Below are 26,300 nucleotides of genomic sequence, written 5' to 3'. Positions count from 1 at the left end.
GTCAGAACTTCAGCAGGTTGGCGTCGTCGACCGAGGTCGACCGGCGGGCGCGGAAGATCGTCATGATGATGGCCAGGCCGACGACGACCTCGGCGGCGGCGACCACCATGGTGAAGAACGCGATCACCTGACCGTCGAGGTTGCCGTGCATCCGGGCGAAGGTCACGAACGCCAGATTCACCGCGTTGAGCATCAGCTCCACGCACATGAACACCACGATCGCGTTGCGGCGCAACAACACTCCCGCGGCGCCGATGGTGAACAGCAGCGCAGACAGGAACAGGTAGTTCTGGGGGTTCACCGCTTGCCTTCCTCGTCGGCCGTCGGATTGTCGTCGCGGACCGTGCCGACCGAGAGCACAGCGGCTTCGGTGTGGGCGCGGTTGCGGCGGTGACGCAGGATCGTGCTCACCGAGAGTTCGGCGAAAGAGCCGTCGGGAAGCTGGGCGGGGCTGTCGACGGCGTTGTGCCGTGCGTAGACACCCGGTGTCGGCAGCGGGGTGGCCCGTTCGCCGGCAGTGCGGAAGCGATCGCGCGACATTTCCCGCTGTCCGCGTTTCGGGGTGAACTGTTCGCGGTGGGCCAGCACCATCGCACCGATCGTGGCGGTGATCAGCAGTGCGCCGGTGAGTTCGAACGCCCACACATAGCGCAGGAAGATCAACTCGGCGAGTTCGGCGATCACGTCGCGGTCGCCGAAACCACGGCCGGGGAAGCTGGTTCCGCTGTCGCGCAGGGCCGCGCCGATGCCGCCGATGAACAGCAACCCGAATCCGAGCCCGACGATCGCGGCGGCGATGCGCTGACCGCGCAACGTCTCCCGCAGCGATTCCGCGGAGTCGACGCCGACGAGCATCAGCACGAACAGGAACAGCATCATCACCGCGCCCGTGTACACCACGATCTGCACGACGCCGAGGAACAGCGCACCCTGCGCGATGTAGAACACGGCGAGCGCGATCATGGTGGCGGCCAGGCACATCGCCGAATGCACGGCCTTGGCCGCGGTCACCATGCCGAGGGCGCCGAGCACCGCGATCGGGGCGAGCACCCAGAACAGCACACCCTCACCGGTGGAGGTGCGGGCGACTTCGGCGGCCAGCACGTGTGCGGTGCTCATCGCAGTACCTCCTGCTCAGACGGTGCGGGACCGACCCGGCCGAGGTAGTAGTCGGCCGCGTCGGTGCCCGGTGCCATCGGGTGCGGCGCGGGGGTCATGCCCGGTTGCATGGGGGCCAGCAGCTGGTCCTTCTCGTAGATGAGGTCGGCGCGGTTGTCGTCGGTGAGTTCGTATTCGTTGGTCATCGTCAGCGCGCGCGTCGGGCAGGCCTCGATGCACAGGCCGCAGCCGATGCAGCGCAGGTAATTGATCTGGTAGACGCGGCCGTACCGCTCACCGGGGGAGAAACGTTGCTCCTCGGTGTTGTCGGCGCCTTCGACGAAGATGGCGTCGGCGGGGCACGCCCACGCGCACAGTTCGCAGCCGATGCACTTCTCGAGTCCGTCGTCGTAGCGGTTGAGCTGGTGGCGACCGTGATAGCGCGGCGCGGTCGGCACCTTCTGCTCCGGGTAGGACTCGGTATTGGGCTTCTTGAACATCGTGGCCGCGGTGACCGCGAACCCGGCGAGCGGGTCGAACAACCCGAACTCGGGCTGGTCGTTCGCGGGGCGTGCCGGCATCGGCGGCACCGGGAAACCCAGGAATACCGACGAGGTCGATGGCTCCTGTGGCGGCAATGGCGGTAGCCCCTTGCTGCGGCCTGCGCGCAGGAACATCGCGATCATGGCCGCGGTGATCACCAGCCCCACGCCGACCAGGATGAAGTTCTGGCCGGGGATGCCCTCGAGATCGAGCACCCGTGCGGCGGCCACGACCATCACCCACACCAGCGAGGTCGGAATGAGCAGTTTCCAGCCGAGGTTCATGAACTGGTCGTAGCGCAGGCGGGGCAGCGTGCCGCGCAGCCAGACGAACACGAACAGGAACGTCCACACCTTGAGGGTGAACCACAGCAGCGGCCACCATCCGGAGTTCGCGCCCGCCCACAGGCTGATCGGGAACGGCGCCCGCCAGCCGCCGAGGAACAGCGTCGTCGCCAGGGCGGACACCGTGGCCATGTTCACGTATTCGGCGAGCATGAACATCGCGAACTTCAGCGACGAGTACTCGGTGTGGAAACCGCCGACCAGTTCGCCTTCGGCTTCGGGCAGGTCGAAGGGCGCCCGGTTGGTCTCGCCGACCATCGACACGCAGTAGATGAGGAACGAGGGCAGCAGCAGGAACACATACCAGGTGCCCTCCTGTGCGCTCACGATCTCGGAGGTCGCCATGGTGCCCGACAGCAGGAACACCGTGGCGAAGGTCAGCGCCATCGCGATCTCGTAGGAGATGACCTGCGCGGTCGAGCGCAGGCCGCCGAGCAGCGGATAGGTCGAACCCGAGGACCAGCCGGCGAGCACGATGCCGTACACGCCGATAGAGGTGATGGCGAGGATGTAGAGCACCGCGACGGGCATGTCGGTGAGCTGCAACGCGGTGTGGGTGCCGAAGATCGAGACCTCCGGGCCCATCGGGATCACCGCGAAGGCCATGAACGCCGGGATCACCGAGATGATCGGGGCGAGCACGAAGATCGGCTTGTCCACGATCGCCGGGATGATGTCTTCCTTGAGCGCCATCTTCACGCCGTCGGCGATCGACTGGAGCATGCCGCCGGGGCCGATCCGGTTGGGCCCGATCCGCATCTGCATCCACGCGACGACTTTGCGTTCGGCGTAGACCGCGATCAACGGCACCAGCATCAGGTAGATGAACACGCCGAGTGCCTTGACCACCACCAGCCACAGCGGATCGGTGCCGAAGACAGGTCCGGCGTCGGCCGCGAGGAGTAGGACTCGATCACTCATGACGGTGTTCCTTCATCCTGTCGTCGGCGCGACGCAGGCGCACCACGGCGCCGGGTGTCACACCGAGTTCGGCGGCGACCGTCGAACCGGGTGAGTGCAGCGGCAGCCACACCACCCGGTCGGGCAGGTCCGTGATCATCAACGGCACCGAGATCTCGCCGCGGTCGGTGGAGACGATGACGTGATCGGCATCGTCGGCTTCGATCTCGGCGGCGGTCGCGGCCGAGAGCCGTGCGACCGGCGGGCGGGCGACACCGGCGAGATTGGGTTCACCGTCTTGCATGCGGCCGGCGTCGAGCAGCATCCGCCATCCGGCGAGCACCGCCGTTCCTGGCCCGGGCACGGGTCGGGTCTGGCTGGTCAGCTCCGGAGCGGGGATGGGCTCACCGTTCCAGGCGCCGAGCCCGTCGAGTTCAGTGCGGGCGGCGGCGGGGTCGGGCAGGTTGATCGGGACGCCCATCTGCGCGGCCAGCGAGTTGAGCACCCGCAGGTCCGACAGGGGAGCGGCGACGCGGCGGGTGGTGTCGAGCGAGGCCGCGGCGAAGGGGCGCGGGCGGCCTTCCCAGGTGCGGAAGGTGCCGGACTTCTCCATCGCGGTCGCCACCGGGAACACGACGTCGGCGCGTTCGGTGACGGCGCTGTGCCGCATTTCGAGGCTGACGACGAACCGGGCCGCGTCGATCGCGGCCAGGGCGGCGGCCGGGTCGGGCAGGTCGGCCGGGTCGACGCCGCCGATGACCAGCGCACCCAGCTGTGCGGCTCCGGCCAGGATCGCGTTGGCGTCGCGGCCGACGGTGACGGGGAGTTCACCGGCCTGCCACCGATGCCGGACCTGTTGACGCGCCGAAGGATCCACGACGGGCCTGCCGCCGGGCAACAGGCTGGGCAGGGCACCGGCTTCCAGCGCGCCGCGTTCGCCCGCGCGACGGGGCACCCACGCCAGTGCCGCGCCGGTGGCATCGGCCAGGCGGGTCACCGCCGACAGCGCGCCGGGGCTGCCCGCGAGCCGCTCGCCCGCCATGATGACCGCGCCGGGCGTGTTCAGCATCGTCATGAGTTCGGCGGCGTCGGCGGACGTTTCGGCCATGATCGAGGTGATCACGTCGGCTTCCCCGCACGGCGGGGTTTGGATGAGCGCGCCCGACATACGTTCGAGGCCGCGGGAGGCGAACGGTGCCAGCGACACCACCCGTTGCCCGCGGGTCCGTGCGGCCTTGCGCAGCCGCAGGTAGACGATGGGCGATTCCTCTTCCGGTTCGAAGCCGACCAGCAGCACGACGGGGGCTCGGTCGAGCGCGGCGAAGTCGACCCGCACACCGCGTCCGGCGATGCGGGCGGCGAGGAATCGTTCCTCCTCCTCCGAATGCACCCGGCTGCGGAAATCGATGTCGTTGGTCGCGAGGACCATGCGCGCGAACTTGCTGTACGCGTACGCTTCTTCCTCGGTGACGCGGCCGCCGACGAGCACTCCGGCATTGCCGATCGCCGCGCTCAGGCCCGCTCCGGCGGCGGCGAGAGCTTCGGGCCAGGAGGCCGCGGCGAGGACGCCGTCCCAGCCGCGCACCATCGGCGTGGTGAGGCGGTCGCGCTCGGTGGCGTAGGCGAAGGCCCAGCGACCCTTGTCGCAGTTCCATTCTTCGTTGACCTGCGGATCGTCACCGGCCAAGCGGCGCAACACTTTTCCGCGGCGGTGATCGGTGCGTTGTGCGCATCCGGAGGCGCAGTGCTCGCACACGCTCGGGGTGGAGACCAGGTCGAACGGGCGAGCCCGGAAACGGTAGGAGGTACCGGTGAGAGCGCCCACGGGACAGATCTGGACGGTGTTGCCGGAGAAGTAGGAGTCGAGGGGTTCGGCTCGAGCGATGCCGACCTGTTGCAGCGCACCACGATCCATCAGTTCGATGAACGGGTCGCCGGCGACCTGCTGGGAGAACCGGGTACAGCGTGCGCACAGCACGCACCGCTCCCGATCGAGCAGCACCGCCGTGGACAGCGGGATCGGCTTCGGATACGTCCGCTTCTCGCCGTCGAATCGGGACTCGGCGCTGCCGGTGGACATCGCCTGGTTCTGTAGCGGGCACTCGCCGCCCTTGTCGCACACCGGGCAGTCCAGCGGATGGTTGATGAGCAGCAGCTCCATCACCCCGCGCTGGGCTTTTTCGGCGACCGGGGAGCTGACCTGGGTGCGCACGATCATGCCGTCGGTGACCGGGATCGTGCAGGAGGCGACCGGCTTTCGCTGCCCTTCGACCTCGACGAGGCACTGACGGCACGCGCCGACCGGGTCGAGCAGGGGGTGATCGCAGAAGCGAGGGATCTGCACGCCGATCAGTTCGGCGGCACGGATCAGCAAGGTGCCCACGGGAACTTCGATCGTGGTGTCGTCGATGGTGACGCTCACCATGTCGGCGGGCACCACATCGCTGCTGTTGCCTGGCGCGATGGCTGTCATCGGTCCTCTTTCGCTGGTGCCCACACGGTCGAGGCGGCCGGGTCGAACGGGCAGCCGCCGAGTCGCTGATGCGCGAGGTATTCGTCGCGGAAGTACTTCAGCGAGGAGAAGATCGGGCTGGCCGCGCCGTCACCGAGCGCGCAGAACGATTTGCCGTTGATGTTGTCGGCGATGTCGGCGAGCTTGTCCAGGTCGGCTTCGGTTCCGTCGCCGGCTTCGAGTCGGCGCAGCAACTGCACCAGCCAGTAGGTGCCTTCGCGGCACGGTGTGCATTTGCCGCAGGATTCGTGGGCGTAGAACTCGGTCCAGCGCAGGACCGCGCGCACCACGCAGGTGGTGTCGTCGAAGATCTGTAAGGCCTTGGTGCCCAGCATGGATCCGGCGGCGGCGACACCCTCGTAGTCGAGGGCGACGTCGAGGTGTTCGTCGGTGAACATCGGGGTCGAGGAGCCGCCGGGGGTCCAGAACTTGAGGGTGTGCCCGGCTCGCACACCGCCCGTGTAGTCGAGCAGCTCGCGCAGGGTGATGCCCAGTGGGGCCTCGTACTGGCCGGGTCGGGCCACATGCCCCGACAGGGAGTACAGGGTGAAGCCGGGTGACTTCTCGCTGCCCATCGAGCGGAACCACTCGGTGCCGTTGCGCAGGATCGAGGGCACGCTGGCAATGGATTCCACATTGTTCACGACCGTCGGGCACGCGTACAGGCCCGCGACGGCGGGGAACGGTGGGCGCAGCCGGGGCTGTCCGCGCCTGCCTTCGAGGGAATCGAGCAGCGCGGTTTCCTCGCCGCAGATGTAGGCGCCCGCGCCGGCGTGCACGATCAGGTCCAGGTCGAATCCCGAGCCCAGGATGTCGTGGCCGAGCAGGCCGGCCGCGTAGGCCTCGGCGACGGCGGCTTGCAGTCGGCGCAATACCGGCACCACTTCGCCACGCACGTAGATGAACGCGGTCGCGGCCCGGATCGCGTAGGCGGCGATCACGATGCCTTCGATGAGGGTGTGCGGGGTGGCCAGCATCAACGGGATGTCTTTGCAGGTGCCGGGTTCGGATTCGTCGGCGTTGACGACGAGGTAGTGCGGTTTCGTGGTGCCGTCGGGGCCGGGACCCTGCGGGATGAACGACCACTTCATCCCGGTGGGAAAGCCCGCGCCACCACGACCGCGCAGACCCGCGTCCTTGACGGTGTGGATCACCTCGTCGGGCGTCTTGCGTAAGGCGGCGCGGAGACCGTCGTAGCCACCGGTCGCGCGATAGCTTTCCAGGGTCCAGGACCGCGGGGTGGCCCAGTGTTCGCTGAGTACCGGGGTGAGAGTCATCATCGCGAACCCCCTGCCGAGTCCTCTTCTGCGGCAGCGATGTCGAGCCCTGCCAAGGTGGGGGCGCCCGGTGTTCCTTCGAGCGCGCCGGGACGCTCGTCGGGGAATCCGGCGAGGATGCGGGCGGTCTCGCGGAACGTGCACAGTGGTGCGCCACGGGTGGGGCGGACCTGGTGGCCCGCTCGGAGGGCGTCGGTGATCGCGACTGCCGATTCGGGAGTCTGGTTGTCGAAGAATTCCCAGTTCACCATCATGACCGGGGCGTAGTCGCAGGCGGCGTTGCATTCGATGTGTTCGAGGGTGATGGCCCCGTCGGGTGTGGTTTGGCCGTGCTCGACGGCCAGATGTTGTTGCAGTGCTTCGTAGATGGCGTCGCCGCCGAGGATCGCGCAGAGGGTGTTGGTGCAGACCCCGACGTGGTAGTCGCCGGTGGGAGTGCGCCGGTACATCGAGTAGAACGTGGCGACCGCGGTCACCTCGGCGCCGGTGAGGTTCAGATGATCGGCGCAGAAGTCGATGCCGGTGCCCGTCACGTACCCCTCTTCTGCCTGTACCAGGTGCAGCAGGGGGAGCAGGGCCGAGCGGGGGTGCGGGTAGCGGGTGATGATCTCTTTGGCGTCCAGTTCGAGACGCTCGCGCACATGCGGCGGATACGGTTCGGGACGAGTGCTCAGGCTCAGGAGAATCGGTGTGCTGGTGGGGTTGTCGATTGTCATCTGTCCACTCCGCCCATGACCGGGTCGATGCTGGCGACCGAGGCGATCACGTCGGCGACCATGCCGCCCTCGCACATCGCGGCCACCGCTTGCAGGTTGGTGAACGAGGGGTCGCGGTAGTGCACCCGGTAGGGCTGGGTGCTGCCGTCGCTGACCATGTGCACACCCAGTTCCCCGCGGGGGGATTCCACTGCCGAATACACCTGTCCGGCAGGCACTCTGATGCCCTCGGTGACGAGCTTGAAGTGGTGGATCAGCGATTCCATGGAGGTGCCCATGATCTTGCCGATGTGCTTGGGTGAGTTGCCCAGACCGTCGGGGCCCAGTTCCAGGTCGGCGGGCCAGGCGATCTTCTTGTCGTCGATCATCACCGGTCCCGGGCGCAGTTTGTCCAGGCACTGTTCGACGATCTTGATCGACTCGGTCATCTCGGCGATCCGGATGATGTAGCGGCCGTAGCAGTCACAGCCGGTGGTCGTCGGGATGTCGAATTCGTAGTTCTCGTACCCGCAGTACGGATCTGATTTGCGCAGATCGTGCGGCAGACCGGTGGCGCGAAGGACCGGCCCGGTGATGCCGAGGGCCATGCAGCCGGTGAGATCGAGGTAGCCGATGTCCTGGGTGCGCTTCTTCCAGATCGGGTTCGCGCTGAGCAGGTGCTCCATGTCGCGCAGGCGACCGGGCAGCAGGTCGAGCAGTTCCCTGACCTTGGTGACGCCGTCGGCGGGCAGATCCTGCGCCAAGCCGCCGGGACGGATGTAGGCATGGTTCATCCGCAAGCCGGTGATGTTCTCGAAGACGTCGAGGATGAGTTCGCGTTCACGGAAACCGAACAGCATCGGGGTGAGCGCGCCCAGTTCCATGCCGCCGGTCGCGAGGGCGACCAGATGCGAGGAGATGCGGTTGAGCTCCATCAGCAGCACGCGCACCACGGTGGCGCGTTCGGGGATCTGGTCGGTGATGTCGAGGAGTTTCTCCACGCCGAGGCAGTAGGCGGTTTCGTTGAAGAACGGGGACAGGTAGTCCATCCGGGTCACGAAGGTGACGCCCTGGGTCCAGTTGCGGAATTCCAGGTTCTTCTCGATGCCGGTGTGCAGGTAGCCGATGCCGCAGCGGGCCTCGGTGACGGTTTCACCTTCGATTTCGAGGATCAGGCGCAGCACCCCGTGCGTGGACGGATGCTGCGGGCCCATGTTCACCACGATGCGTTCTTCGGCGCCGCCGTCGATCACTTCGCTGACCTGGTCCCAGTCCTGGCCTGCGACGGTCACTACCGGTGGTTCGTCGCGGCGGAAGTCGGTGTCGGTCATCAGCTGTAGGTCCTCCGCTCGTCGGGCGGTGGTATGCGCGCGCCCTTGTACTCCACCGGGATCCCGCCGAGCGGGTAGTCCTTGCGCTGCGGATGCCCGCGCCAGTCGTCGGGCATGGTGATGCGGGTCAGGGAGGGGTGACCGTCGAAGAGGATGCCGAAGAAGTCGTAGGTTTCGCGTTCGTGCCAGTCGGTCGTCGGATAGACCGAGAACAGCGACGGAATGTGCGGATCGGTATCGGGCGCGGACACTTCCAACCGCACACGGCGTCCGTGTGTGATCGATTTCAGGTGATAGACCGCGTGCAGTTCGCGGCCGTCGTCGTCGGGGTAGTGCACGCCGTTGACACCCAGGCACAGTTCGAATCGCAGTGTGCTGTCATCGCGCAACGCGCTCGCGACCGCGACGAGGTGTTCGCGCTTCACGTGCAGGGTGAGTTCGTCGCGGAAGACCACGATCCTCTCGATCACGGTATCGAAGGCGATGACCCGGCCCACGAGTGCGGCGCGCAAGGTGCCGACGAAGGCGTCGAACCAGCTGCCGTACGGGGGAGGTGTGCCCGCGGGCAGGGCGACGGGGGTGACCAGGCCGCCGTAGCCGGAGGTGTCACCGGTGCCGCTGACGCCGAACATGCCGCGCCGGGTGCCGATCACCTCGTCCTGTGGCGGTTTGGGTTGCGCCTGCGCGGGCGATTCCTCCGGAACCGGGTGTCCCGCAGGGTTGTCGGTGTTGTCGGGCGAGTCGAATGTCATCGCAGCAGGCCCTCCATCCGGATGGTCGGCGTGCTGGCCAGTGCGGCCTGCTCGGCGGCGCGGATCGCTTCCTCGCGATTGACGCCCATCGGCATCTCGGCGATTTTCGCGTGCAGCGCCAGAATCGCGTTGAGCAGCATCTCCGGGCGGGGCGGGCAGCCGGGCAGGTAGATGTCGACCGGGACGATGTGGTCGACGCCCTGCACGATGGCGTAGTTGTTGAACATGCCGCCCGAGGACGCGCAGACCCCCATGGCCAGCACCCATTTCGGTTCGGTCATCTGGTCGTAGACCTGGCGCAGCACCGGCGCCATCTTCTGGCTCACCCGGCCCGCCACGATCATCAGGTCGGCCTGGCGTGGGGAGGCGCGGAACGCTTCCATGCCGAAGCGGGCGATGTCGAATCGTCCGGCGCCGGTGGCCATCATCTCGATCGCGCAGCACGCCAACCCGAACGTGGCGGGCCAGACGGAGCCCTTACGCAGGTAGCCGGCGAAATCCTCGACCGTGCTCAGCAGGAACCCGCTGGGCAGTTTCTCTTCGAGACCCATTATTTCCCACTCATTCCCAGCTGAGGCCGCCGCGACGCCACTCGTAGGCGTAGGCGACAGACACGTTGACGATGAACAGCGCCATCGCGGCGAGACCGAACAGCCCGAGCGTGTCGAAATGCACGGCCCACGGGTACAGGAACACGATCTCGATGTCGAAGATGATGAACAGCATCGCCGTGAGGTAGTACTTCACCGGAAAGCGCTGTCCCGCTGCGTTTCCCGGACCGCCGGCGATGGCGTGCGGGGTCGGCTCGATGCCGCATTCATAGGGTTCGAGTTTGGCCCGGTTGTAGCGTTTCGGGCCGATCAGCGACGCCATGATGACGGAGAACACCGCGAACGCCGCGGCGATGGCGCCGAGTACGAGTGCGGGCACCTCGATATTCACGACTGCACTTCCCCTCCTCGCTGGAGCAGGCCGAGCCGTGTGGCCCGGCCGCGGACGGCAGCTTTCGGCGAGACGGGGCCGACAACGTTGTCCGCCGAACCGGGGCTCGCGCAAGGCTGTGCAGCGATGGCGGAGCGTTATACAAGAGCCCGTGCTCGTGTGAGCTAGAGCACAGACTACCGCCGTTTCGGGGGTCCGCCGCACGTTTCCGGGGTGGGGTTTGATCGATATCGGTACCGCGATTCATGAGCGATACGGGGGTAATCGGCTCCGGGCATGCGGCAGCGAACCACTGGCGTTACCAGTGGTGATAGATAGAAAGGTGCGAAGCGGACTATCCGACAGGTCGGGACGATGCCCGGATGGTCCTGTTCAGCGGGCGAGCAGGATGCCCGCGACCGCGTTGGTGAGCTGCATGGCGTCGATCGGGTGGGAGACGGCGGCCTCGGCGCGCGACCAGTTGGCCAACCAGGCGTCATCGGGTCGGCCGGTGAGCACGACCACCGGCGGGCACTGATCGATCTCGTCTTTGAGCTGTTTGGCGATACCGAGTCCACCCGTCGGGGCGGATTCACCGTCGAGGATCGCCAGATCGATCCCACCGGCATCCATCTGCTCGATGACCACCGGCGCGGTAGCGACCTCGAAGAATTCGAGCTCCGGTAGGTCGGCGCGCGGCTTACGGCCCAGCGCGAGGATCACCTGTTGGCGGGTATCGGCATCGTTGCTGTAGACCAGCACACGCAGAGGGGTGGAACCATGGGATTCGGCCACGCTCGGATCGTACGTCCGAGGGTGGCGCCACCGTGGCAGGTTCGCCGGATCGACCAGTCGCGCAGTGGTATCGATGACAGCGGGCCCGGCGCTCACGACCGCGGAGGTAGATCGAACTCGCCGCGGATGCCGGTGAACAGGCTCTCGACGTCTGGGCCGAAGGTGATCGCGGCTTCGGTGATCGCGGAGAACGCGCCCTGCAACGGATCGGTATGCCGCGCATGGAAAACCGTGTTGAGGGCGAAATGGGGGCGACTGATGTTGCCGCGGTCGTACGGGTTCGGCGTCGGGCTGGGGGCCTGCGCCACTTCCCGCACGACGATGCTCTGGAAGCTCGCCTCGTCGGGTCCGTACTGGTCTTTGTCCAGTCGCGCGAACGCGGCGTCGTTGTCGTGGAAGGGTTCGGGCAGCGGTGCGCCGGATGCGAGCGCGTCCAACGCGGGGCGCACCCAGACACGATCGCTGAGACCGGCGAGGTCGTAGGCGCGCTGTGCGCAGTAGTCGGCCAGTCGACGCAATCGCGTGGCGCTCATGGCGGCTATCGACTCGGCCAACGCACGGTCGTAGCCCGCGAGTTCGCGTCCGTGATAGCTGCCGGCGAAGGCTGGTATCGGGTCGCCGCCCCATTCCTCGCGGTCTCTGGCGCGGGCCTCGGTGCGGAGCTCTCGCTGCCGGTCCGATTCGGGCTCGGGCAGATTCGGGGCAGGCTCGGTCGGCGGTGCGGCGCTGTTGGCGGGAATGCCGTAGCCGGGCATGTCCCACTGTCGGGCGGGTCGAGGAGCGGTGCCGTCGTCGGGCCAGAGCCGGATTCGCCAGTGGTCGCCGGGGGTGATGTCGCCAGGCCAGCCGTAGTTCGCGAAACCCGTTCCGGCGATCTCGGCAAGGTAGTCGCCGGGCGGCACGGGTGCGTCGGCCCAGCCGTCGACGGGTGAACTGATGGTCAGCCCGTGCTCGCCGATGTGTAGCCGGGCTTCGCTGACCTGCTGCCACTCGCCCTCGTCGGCCGGTCGCCGATCCCACACCTGTATGTGCACAGCCCACCCGACAGCGATCGATGGGTGTTCTTGTGGGGGCGGAGGTTTCGGGATCAGTGACGCACTGCGTCGTCCAACTCGGCGAGGAGCCGGGCCTTGGAGCGGGCGCCGACGAGGGTGCGCAGGAGTTGGCCATCGCGGAAGAGCAGCAGCGTCGGAGCGGCCATGACCTGGTAGGTGCGGGCCGTGAGTGGGTTCTCATCGGCATTGAGCGTGCGAACGGCGAGTGTGGCCGCACGTTCGCGGGCAACGTCGGCCAGCACGGGGGCGATCATTTTGCACGAAGGGCACCACGTGGCCCAGACGTCCACGAGAACGAGGCCGGGGTGGGCGAGCACGTCGTGGTCGAATGTCTCATCGGTCACCGCGACGGTGCCGGCGATCGCAGAACTCAGGGTCATCGGGATTCCTCTTGCTCGGTGGGGATGTCGAGTGTTCGCTCGGCCTGCTGAGTCGCCGCATCGGAGGGCTGCAGAACGGAGACGGCCGTCGGCCACGGAAGCCGTCGGGTGGTGCTGTGGCGGTGTGCGGCCTCGCGGAGGCGATCGGTGAGGGCGTCTCTGCGGGCGGTGAGGGCGTCGATTTCCGCGGTCAGTGCGTCGATGGTCCGCTGGTATTCGGCCAGGGAGGCGGGACAGTCGTCGACGTGTTCGCTGCCGGTCGCCAGGCAGTCCAGAAATGGGCGAGTCTCCTCGACCGGGATGCCCAGACGGTTCAGGGATCGGATTTCGCGCACCAGGCGGACGGTGTGGTCGTCGTATTCGCGGAAGCCGTTGGGGTGCCGTTCGGGTGCGACCAGCCCGAGTGCCTCGTACCGCCTGATGGCCTTGGGGCTGAGCTGAGCCAGCCGCGCGAGCTCTCCGATCCTCATGCAGCGAATGTAAACGCTGCCCCCAGGGGCAAGGTCAAGTGAGAGTTCACATTGCCTATCGGCGGTCGGTGAGCCATTCTGAAAAGGGCAAGGGACGCACCGGATTTCGCAGGGGGTCGTGACCGAATGCCGAATGGACCGAAAACGCTGACGCGGTACACGATCGAGGAAGAGCATCGGCATCCCGGTTCGTCGGGGGAATTCTCCGCGCTGGTGAATGTGGTGGCAACGGCGGCGAAGATCATTGCCAATCAGGTGACTCGCGGGGCGATCATCGGGTCGGGGGTCGAGGACGAGACGTCGGTGAGTGGGCGGCTCGATGTGTTGACCGATGAGATCATGGTGGGGCAGACGCAGTGGTCGGGGCATCTGTCCGGGTTGTTGTCCGAGCAGCATGCGACGGTGCTGCCCGCGACGCAGCGCCGGGGGAAGTACCTGCTGGCGTACGACGCGTTGGACGGGTCGAGCAATATCGACGTGAATCTGCCTGTCGGTTCGATTTTCAGCATTCTGCGGGCGCCGGAAGCGGTGGTCGCCGGCGACGCCGAACCTGCCGACACCGACTTCCTGCAGCCAGGAGTGGAGCAGGTCTGTGCGGGGTTCACCCTGTACGGGCCCGCCACGATGTTGGTCCTCACCACGGGCAGTGGCGTCGACGGGTTCACCCTCGATCGGGAGATCGGTGCGTTCGTGCTGACTCATCCGCAGATGCGAATCCCGGAGGACACGTCGGGTTTCGCGATCAATGCCGCGAACGAGCGGTTCTGGGAGCGGCCCGTGCGCCGGTATGTGCTCGAGTGCTTGGAGGGAGTCGAAGGGCCACGCGGGCGCGATTTCAATATGCGGTGGGTGGCGTCACTGGTGGCCGATACCTTCCACATCCTGACCAGGGGCGGGCTGTATCTGTACCCGCGCGATACGCGCAATCCCGCACAGCCGGGCCGAGTCTCGCTGCTGTACGGGGCGAACCCGATCGCGTTCATCGTCGAGCAGGCGGGCGGAGCGGCCACCACCGGGCACGAGCGCATGATGGAGGTTCCCCCGGCCCAGGTGCATCAGCGGGTGCCGTTCATCTTCGGTTCCCGCAACGAGGTGCTGCGCATCGAGCGGTATCACCGGGAACCGGACGCGGGCAAGCGGTTCGACAGTTCACTGTTCGGAACGCGGTCCTTGTTCCGGCCCGCCAAACACGATCAGCGCACGTAGATGCGCGATCGGCACAGTGCTTCGCGGGCGATCAGGCCGGGTCCTGGTCGCGTTCTTGCTGTTGCCTGCGGGCCTCGCGACGTTGCTGTTCGGCACGCTCGCGCAAGCCGCGCAGGAAGGCCTCGTCGTCGTCGGGATTCGACGCGACCCGGCGACCGGGGCGATCGTATTCACCGAACCGGGTATTCGAGACAGGTCCTGACTCGCCGACCGGCCTGCCCGCGAACAGCCACAGCAGCGCACCGATCGTCGGGATCAGCACGACGACGATGATCCACCCCATCTTCGGTAGGTGCCGGATGCCCGCGTCGGGGCTGGTGATGATGTCGACCAGGCAATACACCCACAGGGCGAGAGTCAGAAAGCCGATGACGGCGTAAGGCATTCGGCGATTATTCCACGCCCACTCGCACGGTGGATCCGTAGTGGTCGGTGACCACCGACGTCAGTCGGGCAGGAGCGGGACCGAGAGGCCTTCGCCGCTGCGCAGGAGTGCGGCGCGGGTGATGGCGGTGGAACCGAAGCGGCGGCGCAGGTCGTCGAGAGTGGCGTCGAGGGTGTTCTCGGCGCGCGCGTCCAGCGGCAGGGTGAGTTGCATGGTGTCGGCGTCGTCGAGGTTGGTCAGCGAGAGGCCGATCAGGGTGATGCCACGTTCGATGATCAGCGGTTGAGCGGCGTGCAGCAGCAGGCGGGCGGCGTGGCGGATCGCGGTGGAGGCATCGGTGGCTTCGACGAGGGTGTGCGATCGGGTGGCGCGGGTGAAATCGTCGAAACGTAAGCGCAGCACCACCGTTCGGCAGACGCGGTCGGCGGCGCGCAGGCGGCGGCCGAGGCGGTCGGTGAGGCCGTCGAGGTAGGCGGCGATCTCGTCGGGGTCACGTGGGCGGCGGCCGAGGGCGCGTTGGGCGCCGATCGAGCGCCGTCGTTTGCCGGTTTCCACGCGGCGTGGATCGCGAGCCAAGGACAGGGCGAACAGGTGACGGGCCGCGGCGGGGCCGAGGATGGCGCGCAGGTGGGGTTCGCCGAGTTCGGCGAGCTGGCCGATGCGGGTGATGCCGTTGGCGTGCAGTGTCGCCGAGGTGACTTTGCCGACGCCCCATAATCGCTCCACCGGCAGTGGATGCAGGAAGTCGAGCTCCTTGCCGGGTTCGACAAGGCGTAACCCGTCGGGCTTGGCGACGGCGGAGGCGACCTTGGCGAGGAATTTGTTGCGTGCGATGCCCACGGAGATGGGCAGGCCCACCCGGCCGGCCACCTGCGCACGCAGCCGGTGCCCGATGTCGATCGGTTCGCCGCTGATCCGGCGTAACCCGCTGACGTCGAGGAACGCCTCATCGATCGAGATCCCCTCCACCACCGGGGTGGTGTCGTGGAATACCGAGAACACCGCTTTGCTTGCCTCGGCATAGGCCGACATCCGTGGCGGCACCACGATCGCGTGCGGACACAGGCGCAGCGCCTGGCCCGCGTTCATCGGCGTGCGTATCCCGAACGCCTTGGCCTCGTAGCTGGCCGCCAACACCACCCCGCCACCCACGATGACCGGTTTGCCACGCAGCCACGGCTGGTCACGCTGCTCGACCGAGGCGTAGAACGAGTCGAGGTCGGCATGCAGGATCGAGGCCTCGGCGCGGGACTGGATACGCGGGCGACGCGGGGCGGCGGAATCGGACACGAACATATGTTCGCATCGGGGTCCGACGAGTTCGGCCTTTTAGGGTGTGGAGATAGTCCTGGCCTGCAGGTTTTCGGCGAACTCGCGCGCGGCGGTGAGGTCGGTGGCGTCGGGGTGGCCTTTGCGGATACCGCCCACCAGGCGCAGCGGCAGCCAGGTGTCGAAGCCCCGGCAGTCGAAGGCGTCGACAACGTCGAAGCCCTTGTTCTCGATGTCGCGGGTCAAGGTGGTGACATAGCGGCGAAACGGCGGTTCCGGGAATCCACTGGTGCGGAACACGAACGCCTTGCCCCCGTGTCCGGCCGGCAGGGAGGCAATGAACCGGCGCAGTTCCGGATGGAAAGCCATGTTGTAGATGCCCGAGCCGAAGCCGACGAGGTCGTAGTCGGCGAGCCCGGCCGGATCGATGTCGGCGGGGGCGACGACCCGTCCGCCGAGCACCTGGCCGATGGTTTCGGCGACGCGCTGGGTGTTGCCGTGCGACACCGACTTGCACACGAGGATGACCTTCATGGGGATGGTCCTTTCGTTCCGCTGCGTTGCTGGACACCCTCGGAGACACCGCTCAGGTTCCCAGCGTGACATGCAGGTGCTGTGCCCTCCGTCACAGGGTGCGTTCGGCCGCGATGTCGAGAATGCGCACGACATCGATGGACTGCAGTTTGTCGGGGTTGCGGATCGCGTAGAGCCCGGTGACGAGGTCGTCGGTCAGCTCGACCACCAGCACCGTATCCAGATCGCCGTTCTTCGATCGGGCGATCACCGTGGGCTGCGCGTTGAAACTGCCGAATTCGACTGTCGCGCCCGCCATCGAGTTCTGGGTCAGCCCGATCAGGAACCGCGCCACGGGCTCGGCGCCGATGATCGGGCGGCGCGCGGCACTCACACGGCCACCGCCGTCGGAGATCTGGAGGATGTCGGGCGCGAGCACCGCCATGAGGGCGCTGACGTCGCCGGTGTTGGCGGCCAGCAGGAAGCGGCCGATCACCGCGCGGCTGGTGTCGGAGTCCGGTTGGAAGCGCCGTCGCCGCGACGCGACGTGCGCGCGGGCCCGGTGGGCGATCTGCCGCACGGCGGAGTCGGATTTGTCGATCATCTGCGCGATCTCGCGATGGCTGTGCCCGAACACCTCCGACAGCACGAACACCGCGCGCTCGGTGGGACCAAGAGTTTCCAGCACGAGCAGCATCGCCATCGACACCGATTCGGCCAGCAACACATCCTGCCCCGCGTCGGGCGCGGTACGGATCGGTTCGGGCAGCCAGGTGCCGACGTAATCCTCGCGGCGCCGCCGGACCGTGCGGAGATGATTGATCGCCTGACGGGTGACGATCTGCACCAGGTACGCGCGCGGATGCGTCACCTCCGTCGCGTCGCGCCAGCGAAGGTAGCTGTCCTGCAACACGTCCTCGGCATCGGCGGCACAGCCCAGGATTTCGTAGGCGATCGTGAACAGCAGTGGCCGGAATGTGGCGAATGTGTCGGACTCGGTCATCGGGCCACCCCTGCGCGCCTCATACACCGATGATTCCGGGCGACAGCGAGTCAGCGCAACCACGCTGTCGCGCAGACGATCCCCGTCGATGCTGTGGACGACACCTCACATCGCTGCGGTGCTGTCGCGCTGACCGAACCAGACAGGCAGGTGGTCGAGGAGATCCTGCTGCTCTCGACCGACCCATGCCACATGCCCGTCAGGGCGAAGCAGTACCGCGGGGGCGTCGAGTTCGTCGCTGACGTCGACGATGTGGTCGACCCGGTCCGCCCATCCCCGCACGCAGAGGTGGCCGGTCTGGTCGAGCAGCAGTCCACGGCCCGCGTGCATGTGCGCGTAGAGGCGACCGCGTTTCAAGGCGATATCGCGCAATCGCCGACCGAGCAGTGGGTCGCCCTCGCCGAAGTCGTAGCGGATCGCGATGGCGATGATCTTCTCGGTGAGACAGCGGCTCACCTCGTCGAATTCCATCAGCTCGGATACCAGCCTGCGTACCGCCTGTGGTCCCGCGTCCAGCGACATCAGCTCCATCTGGGCGCGGGTGTTGTCGAGCACGTCGGCGGCCACGGGGTGGCGTTCGGTCTGGTAGGTGTCGAGCAAGCCCGCCGGCGCCCAGCCGTTGATCTCGGCGGCCAGTTTCCAGCCGAGGTTGAACGCGTCCTGCACGCCCAGGTTCAGGCCCTGTCCGCCGGTGGGCGGGTGGATGTGGGCGGCGTCGCCTGCCAGCAGCACGCGGCCGACGCGGTAGTGCTCGGCTTGGCGGGTGCCGTCGCCGAAACGCGACAGCCACCGCGGCGAGTGCGCGCCGAAGTCGGTGCCCGCGGTGGCGATGAGCTGTTGTTTCATTTCTTCGAGGGTGGGCGCGACAGCCCGGTCCTCGGCGACTCCGGCCGCGGGGGCGAGGACGCGGTAGACCCCGTCTGCCAGGGGCATCGCGCCGAATCGCAGCTGGGTCTTGCGGACTTCGGTCATCACCTCGGTGATCGTTTCCGGTGACGCGGTCAATGCCATTTCGCCGAGCAGGGTCTCGACCCGGCTCGGCTCGCCGGGGAACGCGACACCGAGCAGCCTGCGCACGGTGCTGCGGCCACCGTCGCAGCCGACGAGATAGCGCGCACGCAACCGGGTGCCGTCGGCCAGTTCGACGGTGACCGCGTCGTCGCGCTGGCTCACGCCGACCACTTCGGTGCCACGCCGGATCTCGGCACCGAGTGCGGTGGCGTGCTCGCTCAGCAGCTGATCGGTGCGAGGTTGCGGGATGGCCAGGACATAGGGGTGGGCGGTGTCGAGTCGCTCGGGCGCCGGTGTGGGGATGCCGGCGAAGAATCCGCCGAGCGGATGCCGGCGTCCGAGCGCGAGGAACCGGTCGAGCAGGCCGCGCTGATCCATGATCTCGATACTGCGCGCGTGCAGGCCGAGCGAGCGGACGATCTTCGTCGGCTCCGCGTCCTTCTCCAGCACGACCACCCGCACCGCGTGCAGCCTCAATTCGGCGGCCAGCATCATGCCGGTCGGTCCACCGCCGACCACGATCACGTCGATCATCGACTACTCCCCTTCGACAAGATTCCCGCAGGTTGCGGGCTCGCCGAGAGATTGTGCGGCATCACCGGGGTCTTGCCGCAAGCCCCGGGGTGCGCTATATGTTAGAGGTGGCAAGGAGTGGTTTTCCCTCCTTGCCTTTGCCATGCTCGCGACTCTCACCGAGGCGGTGCCGGTACTGTGAAGCGGTTCGGGCAAGGTGAAGGAGTCGGTCGGCGGTGCGTGGTTTCGGGGATCTCGAGGCAGTGCTGATGGATCGGCTGTGGGACCGCGATGTGGACACGACCACGGTGCGCGAACTGTTCGACGAGTTGGCGACCGAGCGCGACATCGCCTACACCACCGTGATGTCGACGATGGACAATCTGCACCGCAAAGGCTGGCTGGCCCGCGAGCGTGAGGGCCGCGCGTACCGGTATTGGCCGACGGTGACCCGCGAGGAACACAGCGCCCGGCTCATGCACGAGGCGCTCGGTGTGGGCGGGCGATCCGACCTCGTCCTCAACTATTTCGTCGACCGGATCAGTGACGACGAATTCGCGGGATTGCGAGCCGCGTTGCGCCGTGTCGCCACCCGGCGGACCGAGGCGAGTTAGCCCGATCGTGTCGGAGTGATCTGATCTGATGGGACACCGATGGGATCGGTCACGGGGACGGGACGCATGCTGAGTGTCGGATGGGATCAGGTGTTCGCCTGGCGGCTGGGCCGCCAGTTCGTCGCGGCACCGACCGCGGGTTCTGCCGAGGATGTCGCGACCCGGTTGGCCGGGGTGCAGGCGCAGGTGGCGTCGGCGGCGGAGATGGCTGTGGCGGTGCGCAGTCCCAATTCCCACGGCCACGGCCACGGCCTCGGTGTCGGCGAGGCGTTGGCCGCGGGCACGTTGATCAAGACCTGGGCGATGCGCGGCACGCTGCACGCGATGGTGCCCGAGCAGGCCGCGGCCGCGCTGTCGCTGATCGGATCGGCGCGGACCTGGGAGAAACCGTCGTGGCAGAAGACGTTCGGCGCGACCCCGGCGCAGGTGGCCGGTCTGGTGGAGGTGGTGTCGGGAGTCCTGGCCGGTCAGGTCCTGACCCGGGACGAACTGGTCGAGGCGGTCCTCGCCGAACCCGGCTTCGCCCACCTCGGTGAGCAGTTGCGCTCCGGCTGGGGTGCGGTGCTCAAGCCGTTGGCCTGGCAGGGCGCGCTGTGCCACGGTCCCGCGCGCGGGAGCAAGGTCACCTTCACCGCGCCGGGCGACCTGACTCCCGGGTGGAAGGGCATCCCGGAACCCGATATCGCCGCACCGGCGCTTATCCGCGCTTATCTCGGCGCGTACGGTCCCGCGACCCCGGCGGCCTTCGACGCGTGGCTCAGTCGCAACAGCGTGCGCACAACCGTGCTGCGCGGGTGGTTCGCGGCGATGGGTGACGCGCTGACCGAGGTCGACGTCGAAGGACGGATCGGCTGGATTCCGAGCGAGTTCGCCGACGATCTCGCCGCGGCGACTCTCGACGGCGGTGTCCATCTGCTCGGTCCGTTCGACCAGTACGTACTGGGACCCGGTACCGCCGACACCGTGCTGCTGCCCGCCGAGCACCGGTCGAAGGTGAGCAGGACGGCGGGCTGGATCTCGCCGCTGGTGCTGGTCGACGGTCGCATCATGGGCACGTGGGAACAGGTCGACGACACGGTCGTCGTGTCGATGTTCGACGCGCGCGAACTCCCCGAGCGCGCCCTGACCGCAGCGGTGAACCGGCTGGCAGCGGCTACCGGCACACCAGGGCTGGGCGTCCGCGCGAGCTGAGATTTCGGATACGCCAGACGACGAACCAAGCGCTTGCTACGGTGGCTCGATGATCCCCACGATCGTCTGGGGCACCGGAAACGTCGGCCGCGCGGCCATCCGTGCCGTGGCTGCCCATCCGGCGCTGGTTCTCACCGGGGTGCTCGTGCACAACCCCGACAAAGTCGGCCGAGACGCGGGCACGCTCGCAGGCCTCGACACCGAATTGGGGGTGGCCGCCGTCGACGACATCGACGCGCTACTCGCCACCGGACCCCAGGCGGTGGTGTACGCAGCGTCTGGAGACATCCGGCCAGACGACGCGCTCGCCGACATCGTGCGGGCGATCCGGGCCGGCGCCGTCGTGGTCACCCCGGCCCTCTACGCCCTCTACGACCCGCGCAACGCACCGGCCGAAATGCGCGAGCCGGTGCTGGAAGCCATTGCCGCGGGCGGTGGTTCGCTGTTCGTCTCCGGGGTGGATCCCGGCTGGGGCAACGATGTGCTGCCGCTGTTGATCAGCGGGCTCGCCGCCACCATCGACGTGGTGCGCTGCCAGGAGATCTTCGACTACTCCACCTACGACCAACCCGACTCGGTGCGCTACCTCGTCGGGATGGGACAGCCGATGGACTACCAGCCGCCGATGCTGATGGCGAGCGTGCCGACGATGGTGTGGGGCGGCCAGATCCGGCTGATGGCCAGAGCATTGGGTGTCGAACTCGACGAGATCCGCGAAACCGTCGACCGGCGCGCCCTCGACGCGACAGTGCAGACCACCCAGATGGGGGCGTTCGACGCGGGCACACAGGGGGCGGTGCGGTTCGAGGTGCAAGGCATCGTCGACGGGCAGGCGCGCATCGTGATCGAGCACGTCACCCGCATCCATCCCAGCTGCGCACCGGACTGGCCGACACCACCCGACGGTGACGGTGCCCACCGGGTGATCATCGAGGGTTCGCCACACATCGAGGTCAGCGTCGAAGCGACCGATGAAGGCGGCAATCGCGCGGCGGGCGGAAACGCCACGGCGGTGGGACGTTTGGTCAATGCCATCGACTGGCTGGTCGAGGCGCCGCCCGGTCTCTATGACGCACTCGATGTGCCGCTGCGCGCCGCGGTCGGCAAACTCGGAAGGACACCACGATGATCATCGACATTCCCGAGGGCAAAGATCCCATCGGCTACGTGTGGGGCGAGATGGTGCCCGGCATCGGCGTCGCCGCGGCGGCATTCTCGCTGTCGGTCTACGAGCACTCCACCCTCGGCCTGCGTGAATTCGAAGCGGCCCGGTTGCGGATCGCCCAGATCAACGGCTGCCTGTTCTGTCAGGACTGGCGCACCGAACGCGACGGACAGAAGGTCGAAGCGGAATTCCCCGATGCCGTCACCCACTGGCGTGACACCGACCGGTTCGACGAACGGACCCGCCTCGCCGCCGAATACGCCGAGCGCTACGCCACCGACCACCACGGCCTCGACGACGAATTCTGGGCCAGGATGTTCGCCGAGTACTCCCAGGCCGAGGTGGTGGAACTGAGCATGAGCATCGGTTCCTGGCTGGCGTTCGGCCGCCTCAACCGGGTGCTCGGGCTGGACACCGTGTGCGTGCTGCCCGGCCACTGACCGCCGGGTGCGCCAGAGGTAGCACCGCCTCGCCGGCGGCCGGGCGCCAGGGACTGGGCAACACCGTCGCGCCCGCGCCGATTAAGCTGCGGGCCGTGATGGAACCTGCGAGACAGCAGCTCATCGATACGGTGGCCTGGGTGCTGATCGAGAACGGTCGCATCCTGTGTGCCCGCCCGCGCGGCAAGGACGTGTTCTTCATCCCCGGCGGCAAACGGGAAGGGGTCGAGACCGACCTGCAGACCTTGGTCCGCGAGGTCGCCGAAGAACTGACCGTCGAGCTCACGCCCGAGAGCGCCACCCACGTCGGCACCTATGAGGCCGCGATCGCCGACGGGCACGACACCGTCGTCCGGATGGCGTGCTACACCGCCGACTATCGCGGGGTGCTCACGGCAAGCAGCGAGATCGAGGCGCTGGCCTGGTTCGGATTCGGGGACCGCGATCTGGTTCCCCCGGTCGACCAGTTGTTGTTCGACGACCTCGCGGCGGCCGGGTCGCTGCGGTGATCGGCACGGTGGCACGGTCGGCGTTCTACGAACTGCTGGCACTGCCACTGGCCTTCACCCGGGTGCGGACCCGGCTGCGGGTGCCGCGACTGCTCTTGCGCGAACCTGTCGGCGCCCACGATATTTCCCTGCGACGCTGCCTGATCCAATCGGTGCTCTCCGGTGGTGTCGGGCTGCTCGGCTGGTTCCTCGCGATGCTCAGCGTGCTGGTTCTGGTGCGTGGGTTCGCCTATCCGTTGGTCGCCGCCGACAGTTACCAGACCTCGTGGGGCGGGCCGACGCTGGCGGGCGCGTGGCTGGTGCACGCGGCGTCGGGTGCGTTGATCGCGCCGGCATTCGTCGCGGTGATCGCCCTGTGCGGCCGGCTACAGCTGCGGGTGACGCGGACTGTCCTCGGCGGTGACCGGTCGTGGTGGGCGATTCCGGTCGCCCTGGTTCTCGTGGCGGCGGGCGGGTTGTTCTTCGTCGCGTGGGTGCGGCAGATCTGAGCGTGCGGGTCAGCGAGATCCGGGGATGTAGACGCCGGCGGCCCGCAGCTTCGCCTCGACAAGGGCCGAGAGCCGGGCCGGGGCCGATTCCTGCTCTTCACCGTGGTGGCGGATCAATTTGTAGCGTGTCGCGGCGTCTGTGCGGGCTTGCAGGCCCGTCACGATCTTCAGCTGGTCGGGGTGGGCGAGATAGTGCTCGGCCAGCGCGGTAGCCACTTCCTCGACGCGCGGGTCGTCCGGTTCCCAGCTGGCCGATTCCGAGGCGCGCCTGCTCAGGGCGAGGAACTCGGTGTCTTCTAGGGCGTTCTCGACATTGGTGAGGTAGTCGTCGAAGCCCTCCGGGACCAGCGCTCTGGCCAGCACCCACCCTTCCCTGGCCGCGGCCACCTCCGCCGGGGGAAAGCCGAGGCCGGGTAGGCGAGCGAGCAGCTCCACCGCGCGGTCGGGCAGCAGCGTGCGGTCGCCGTCGGCCAGCCGGTGCAGCGTGTCTCGGCGCACGATCAGTTCCTCGATCCGCTCGGTGAGACGCCGTTCGACGTCGGCGAGCTCGGTGGCGAACGCGTCGGCGTCGGCGTCGAGCAGAGATCCGATCTCGGCCAGTGGAACTCCGGCGGCGGCGAGGGTTCTGACCTGCACCAACCGCAAAAGTTCGGCCGAACCGTAGCGCCGGTAGCCGGAGCTGTCGCGGGCCGGTTCGTCGAGCAGACCGTTCTTCTCGTAGTGCCGCACGGTCTTGATCGTGACACCGGCGAAAACCGCGGCCTGGCCGATCGTGACGCCGTTCATCATCTGCTCAGTCCGCCTTGTTCGAGGTAGTCCTACCCAGAAAGTTGACCTTGATGGTGCGTCGAGGTCAAGCATCCGGGGTCGTGACCAGCTGGGCGCGACCCCGGAAGGTGCGTTCAGGCCGTAGCGGCACCGAACACTTCGTCGAGCAGTCGCTGCGTCGCGGCCTGGAACGTCGCCGACATCGACAGGTCGGCGTCGTCGATGTAGTTGAGTGCGGCGGTCATGGTCTTGGTGCCGTCGAGCGTGCTGTACATCAGCGCCGCATGGCCACCGTGGCCGCCGTTGTGGGTGATGACGGTGCCGGTCTCGGTCTGCTGGACGAACACCCCAAGGCCGTAGCCGACCTTGGCTTCGGGGGTGAGCATCTCGGCCAGCAGCGGGGCGGGCAGCAGCGTGCCGCGCAGCAGTGCGGAGAGGAAGGTGTGCAGGTCCTTGCTGGTCGAGATCATGTCGCCGCCGCTGGAAATCCAGGACGGATTCTGGGAGGTGACGTCGATCGTCTGCTCCACCCCGGCGTCGTCATAGCGGTAGTAGGCGTGGGCGTGCGGTCCGCCGATCTCGGTCGAGGTCTCCGGCACGACGGTGTCGCAGAGCCCGAGCGGGCCCAGGATCAGTCGCTGCATCTCCTCGGCCAGCGAGTGACCGGTGACCGCTTCGATCAACAGCTTGGCGAGCGCGTAATTGGTGTTGGCGTAGCTCCAGTCCGTGCCCGGTTCGAACCGCGCGGGCTTTGCCAATGCCCGCCGTACCAGCTCGTCGGTGTGGTGGGTCTGGAAACGGTTGTCCACCCAGTCTTTGCCACTCCAGGCGACGACTCCCGGCGCGCTCGTCCCGTCTTCGTAGAACTCGCCGGTGAAGTTGAAGATCCCGCTGGTGTGCTGCAACAGCATGCGGACGGTGACGCGCGGATCCAACTCGAACCGGGGCAGGTAGTCGACGGCGGGAGCGTCGAGGGCGATCGTGCCCTCGGCTACCAGTTGCAGGACCACGGTCGCGACGAAAGTCTTGGTGTTGCTGCCGATCCGGACGCGCCCGTTGATCGGCGGTGGTGCGCTCTGGCCCAGCTCGCTGCGTCCGGCGCTGCCGACCCACACGCCCTGCTCGTCGTCGACTCGCACGTGCAGGCCGACGAATCCGGTGGCGACGATCTCCTCGATGGTCTGCTGCAGGGTCGGATAGTGCTGTGCGGCAGTGGTTGTGGTGGTGCTCGCTGTGGTGTTCACGTTCGAAGTCATGAGATGAGCGTCCACGTTGACCCAAGGTCAACCGCAAGAGTGATCTGGGTCACTCAGCGTGTCCGGGTCTGATCGTGCCGAACCCGGACACGCCGGTGTCAGGCTGTTCGGGCCAGGTGGCGGGTCAGGAATTCGGTGGTGGTGGTCAGCTGGAACGCCGGGACCTGGGCGTGCCCACCGGGGTTGGCGTGCAAGGTCTTCTCCGCCGAGCCGAACGCGTCGAACAAGGCGAGCGCGCTGTCACGGTCGACATATTCGTCGTTCCACTGGAGCAGGAACTCGACGGGGACGGTGATCGAGGCGGCCGCCTCGGTCAGGGATCGGTGACCGAGCAGGCCGAAGACGGCGGCGGAGATCCGGGGGTCCGCCGCGGTCAGCGCGACACCGATGGCGGTACCCAGCGCGGTGCCGCAGTACGCGACGGGGGCGTGAACGCCGATGCTCGGAAGTTGCTGCACTGCGTCGAGGGTTGCCTGCCATTCGGGGACGGCGCGCGCGGCCAGAGAAGCGTTGTATTCCACGATGATCGGTGCGACGGGCTCGTCCGCAGCTCGGGCATGCCGCAGCGCGGCAATGAGGTCGTCGTCCGCGGGAGTTCGTGGCCTACCACCGTGGCCGGGAGCGTCGATCGCGACCACGGTGAAGCCGCAGGCGGTGACGAAGTGCTGAGCACGCGCCACGATGCCCGGTGCCTGCTTGTGCTGACCGCCGCCGTGGCCCATCAGCACCACCGGGGCGATGGTGCCGGAATCGGCTGCGCGAGACCAGAGGACGCCGGTGATCTCACCCAGGGTGAAATGGCGTTCGGCGACACCGTTCGACGATGTGTGTGCGGTGAAATGCATGATTGTGCCCTTCGGGAGTGCCTTGTGGGGCGCTCCCGGCGACCTTGGCGT

General features: G+C 67.6%; 29 protein-coding genes. 7 read left to right on the top strand and 22 right to left on the bottom strand.

What is annotated here, in order from left to right; all coding sequences use genetic code 11:
* Nucleotide 1: 1 nt before the first annotated feature.
* The 14 genes from nuoK to ACWDXS_RS05615 all read right to left on the bottom strand — a co-directional run bounded on the left by nuoK (nt 2) and on the right by ACWDXS_RS05615 (nt 13,073).
* Nucleotides 2-301: an NADH-quinone oxidoreductase subunit NuoK gene (gene nuoK, locus ACWDXS_RS05680; RefSeq protein ID WP_378991725.1), complete on the bottom strand. Its 300-nt coding sequence runs from the start codon at nt 299-301 to the stop codon at nt 2-4.
* Complete coding sequence (locus tag ACWDXS_RS05675; RefSeq protein ID WP_379312089.1) at nt 298-1,119, bottom strand: NADH-quinone oxidoreductase subunit J; 822 nt, start codon at nt 1,117-1,119, stop codon at nt 298-300. The genes nuoK and ACWDXS_RS05675 overlap by 4 nt, the downstream gene beginning before the upstream one ends.
* Complete coding sequence (nuoH, locus tag ACWDXS_RS05670) at nt 1,116-2,906, bottom strand: NADH-quinone oxidoreductase subunit NuoH (RefSeq protein WP_449962413.1); 1,791 nt, start codon at nt 2,904-2,906, stop codon at nt 1,116-1,118. Before nuoH ends, ACWDXS_RS05675 begins: the two co-directional genes overlap by 4 nt.
* Nucleotides 2,899-5,358 (bottom strand): NADH-quinone oxidoreductase subunit G, encoded by a 2,460-nt coding sequence (locus ACWDXS_RS05665; protein WP_449962411.1) that lies wholly within the window; start codon nt 5,356-5,358, stop codon nt 2,899-2,901. Before ACWDXS_RS05665 ends, nuoH begins: the two co-directional genes overlap by 8 nt.
* Nucleotides 5,355-6,674 (bottom strand): NADH-quinone oxidoreductase subunit NuoF, encoded by a 1,320-nt coding sequence (gene nuoF, locus ACWDXS_RS05660; RefSeq protein ID WP_449963432.1) that lies wholly within the window; start codon nt 6,672-6,674, stop codon nt 5,355-5,357. Before nuoF ends, ACWDXS_RS05665 begins: the two co-directional genes overlap by 4 nt.
* Nucleotides 6,674-7,390, bottom strand: coding sequence for an NADH-quinone oxidoreductase subunit NuoE (gene nuoE, locus ACWDXS_RS05655; protein WP_449962408.1), 717 nt, complete (start codon nt 7,388-7,390; stop codon nt 6,674-6,676). The genes nuoF and nuoE overlap by 1 nt, the downstream gene beginning before the upstream one ends.
* Nucleotides 7,387-8,700: an NADH dehydrogenase (quinone) subunit D gene (gene nuoD / locus ACWDXS_RS05650; protein WP_378629165.1), complete on the bottom strand. Its 1,314-nt coding sequence runs from the start codon at nt 8,698-8,700 to the stop codon at nt 7,387-7,389. The genes nuoE and nuoD overlap by 4 nt, the downstream gene beginning before the upstream one ends.
* The gene (locus ACWDXS_RS05645; RefSeq protein ID WP_449962404.1) at nt 8,700-9,452 is read right to left on the bottom strand and encodes an NADH-quinone oxidoreductase subunit C; all 753 of its coding nucleotides are present in this window, start codon (nt 9,450-9,452) and stop codon (nt 8,700-8,702) included. Before ACWDXS_RS05645 ends, nuoD begins: the two co-directional genes overlap by 1 nt.
* Complete coding sequence (locus tag ACWDXS_RS05640; protein WP_019047013.1) at nt 9,449-10,003, bottom strand: NuoB/complex I 20 kDa subunit family protein; 555 nt, start codon at nt 10,001-10,003, stop codon at nt 9,449-9,451. Before ACWDXS_RS05640 ends, ACWDXS_RS05645 begins: the two co-directional genes overlap by 4 nt.
* A gap of 10 nt (nt 10,004-10,013) precedes the next feature.
* Entirely contained in the window at nt 10,014-10,394 is a 381-nt protein-coding gene (locus ACWDXS_RS05635; RefSeq protein ID WP_056819816.1) for an NADH-quinone oxidoreductase subunit A, read from the bottom strand.
* Between the two features lie 372 nt (nt 10,395-10,766).
* Nucleotides 10,767-11,168: an Rv3143 family two-component system response regulator gene (locus tag ACWDXS_RS05630; protein ID WP_378991733.1), complete on the bottom strand. Its 402-nt coding sequence runs from the start codon at nt 11,166-11,168 to the stop codon at nt 10,767-10,769.
* Between the two features lie 92 nt (nt 11,169-11,260).
* Nucleotides 11,261-12,202: a hypothetical protein gene (locus ACWDXS_RS05625; RefSeq protein WP_449962394.1), complete on the bottom strand. Its 942-nt coding sequence runs from the start codon at nt 12,200-12,202 to the stop codon at nt 11,261-11,263.
* Between the two features lie 53 nt (nt 12,203-12,255).
* Nucleotides 12,256-12,603, bottom strand: coding sequence for a thioredoxin family protein (locus ACWDXS_RS05620; RefSeq protein WP_379315365.1), 348 nt, complete (start codon nt 12,601-12,603; stop codon nt 12,256-12,258).
* Entirely contained in the window at nt 12,600-13,073 is a 474-nt protein-coding gene (locus tag ACWDXS_RS05615) for a MerR family transcriptional regulator (protein WP_449962391.1), read from the bottom strand. The genes ACWDXS_RS05620 and ACWDXS_RS05615 overlap by 4 nt, the downstream gene beginning before the upstream one ends.
* 126 nt (nt 13,074-13,199) lie before the next feature.
* Here ACWDXS_RS05615 and ACWDXS_RS05610 point away from each other — a divergent pair, with 126 nt between their 5' ends.
* Nucleotides 13,200-14,279 (top strand): class 1 fructose-bisphosphatase, encoded by a 1,080-nt coding sequence (locus ACWDXS_RS05610; protein WP_378991739.1) that lies wholly within the window; start codon nt 13,200-13,202, stop codon nt 14,277-14,279.
* A 31-nt stretch (nt 14,280-14,310) separates the two neighbouring features.
* Here ACWDXS_RS05610 and ACWDXS_RS05605 read toward each other — a convergent pair whose 3' ends face one another.
* The 5 genes from ACWDXS_RS05605 to rox all read right to left on the bottom strand — a co-directional run bounded on the left by ACWDXS_RS05605 (nt 14,311) and on the right by rox (nt 18,994).
* Nucleotides 14,311-14,664 carry a PLD nuclease N-terminal domain-containing protein gene (locus ACWDXS_RS05605; protein WP_378652648.1) on the bottom strand — a complete coding sequence of 118 codons (354 nt, stop codon included), beginning with the start codon at nt 14,662-14,664 and terminating at the stop codon, nt 14,311-14,313.
* A 60-nt stretch (nt 14,665-14,724) separates the two neighbouring features.
* Nucleotides 14,725-15,960 (bottom strand): DNA polymerase IV, encoded by a 1,236-nt coding sequence (gene dinB / locus ACWDXS_RS05600; protein ID WP_449962386.1) that lies wholly within the window; start codon nt 15,958-15,960, stop codon nt 14,725-14,727.
* A gap of 33 nt (nt 15,961-15,993) precedes the next feature.
* Nucleotides 15,994-16,467: a flavodoxin family protein gene (locus ACWDXS_RS05595; RefSeq protein ID WP_449962384.1), complete on the bottom strand. Its 474-nt coding sequence runs from the start codon at nt 16,465-16,467 to the stop codon at nt 15,994-15,996.
* A 91-nt stretch (nt 16,468-16,558) separates the two neighbouring features.
* Nucleotides 16,559-17,449: an RNA polymerase sigma-70 factor gene (locus ACWDXS_RS05590; protein WP_449962381.1), complete on the bottom strand. Its 891-nt coding sequence runs from the start codon at nt 17,447-17,449 to the stop codon at nt 16,559-16,561.
* A gap of 105 nt (nt 17,450-17,554) precedes the next feature.
* On the bottom strand, nt 17,555-18,994 hold the full coding sequence (gene rox, locus ACWDXS_RS05585; RefSeq protein WP_449962378.1) for a rifampin monooxygenase: 1,440 nt from the start codon (nt 18,992-18,994) through the stop codon (nt 17,555-17,557).
* A gap of 215 nt (nt 18,995-19,209) precedes the next feature.
* On the opposite strand from rox, the gene ACWDXS_RS05580 reads away from it, so the two are divergent.
* The 6 genes from ACWDXS_RS05580 (at nt 19,210) to ACWDXS_RS05555 (ending at nt 23,380) form a co-directional block, all read left to right on the top strand.
* Nucleotides 19,210-19,587 (top strand): BlaI/MecI/CopY family transcriptional regulator, encoded by a 378-nt coding sequence (locus ACWDXS_RS05580; protein ID WP_378991750.1) that lies wholly within the window; start codon nt 19,210-19,212, stop codon nt 19,585-19,587.
* 66 nt (nt 19,588-19,653) lie between these two features.
* Nucleotides 19,654-20,778 carry a winged helix DNA-binding domain-containing protein gene (locus ACWDXS_RS05575; RefSeq protein ID WP_449962375.1) on the top strand — a complete coding sequence of 375 codons (1,125 nt, stop codon included), beginning with the start codon at nt 19,654-19,656 and terminating at the stop codon, nt 20,776-20,778.
* Between the two features lie 49 nt (nt 20,779-20,827).
* Complete coding sequence (locus tag ACWDXS_RS05570; RefSeq protein ID WP_449962372.1) at nt 20,828-21,907, top strand: NAD(P)H-dependent amine dehydrogenase family protein; 1,080 nt, start codon at nt 20,828-20,830, stop codon at nt 21,905-21,907.
* Complete coding sequence (locus ACWDXS_RS05565) at nt 21,904-22,383, top strand: carboxymuconolactone decarboxylase family protein (protein WP_378991755.1); 480 nt, start codon at nt 21,904-21,906, stop codon at nt 22,381-22,383. The genes ACWDXS_RS05570 and ACWDXS_RS05565 overlap by 4 nt, the downstream gene beginning before the upstream one ends.
* A 98-nt stretch (nt 22,384-22,481) precedes the next feature.
* A complete protein-coding gene (locus ACWDXS_RS05560; RefSeq protein WP_378630003.1) occupies nt 22,482-22,892 on the top strand; it encodes an NUDIX hydrolase in 411 nt (136 codons plus the stop codon).
* Nucleotides 22,889-23,380 carry a hypothetical protein gene (locus ACWDXS_RS05555; protein ID WP_449962368.1) on the top strand — a complete coding sequence of 164 codons (492 nt, stop codon included), beginning with the start codon at nt 22,889-22,891 and terminating at the stop codon, nt 23,378-23,380. Before ACWDXS_RS05560 ends, ACWDXS_RS05555 begins: the two co-directional genes overlap by 4 nt.
* Nucleotides 23,381-23,389: 9 nt before the next feature.
* Here the strand turns inward: ACWDXS_RS05555 and ACWDXS_RS05550 are convergent, their stop codons facing one another.
* The 3 genes from ACWDXS_RS05550 to ACWDXS_RS05540 all read right to left on the bottom strand — a co-directional run bounded on the left by ACWDXS_RS05550 (nt 23,390) and on the right by ACWDXS_RS05540 (nt 26,249).
* Nucleotides 23,390-24,169: a MerR family transcriptional regulator gene (locus ACWDXS_RS05550; protein ID WP_449962365.1), complete on the bottom strand. Its 780-nt coding sequence runs from the start codon at nt 24,167-24,169 to the stop codon at nt 23,390-23,392.
* Between the two features lie 113 nt (nt 24,170-24,282).
* Nucleotides 24,283-25,404, bottom strand: a complete 1,122-nt coding sequence (locus tag ACWDXS_RS05545) for a serine hydrolase domain-containing protein (protein ID WP_449962362.1) — start codon at nt 25,402-25,404, stop codon at nt 24,283-24,285.
* Between the two features lie 98 nt (nt 25,405-25,502).
* A complete protein-coding gene (locus tag ACWDXS_RS05540) occupies nt 25,503-26,249 on the bottom strand; it encodes an alpha/beta hydrolase family protein (RefSeq protein ID WP_449962359.1) in 747 nt (248 codons plus the stop codon).
* Nucleotides 26,250-26,300 lie beyond the last annotated feature (51 nt).

Source organism: Nocardia sp. NPDC003183, assembly GCF_053590715.1.
This window is presented reverse-complemented; position numbering and strand designations above follow the sequence as displayed.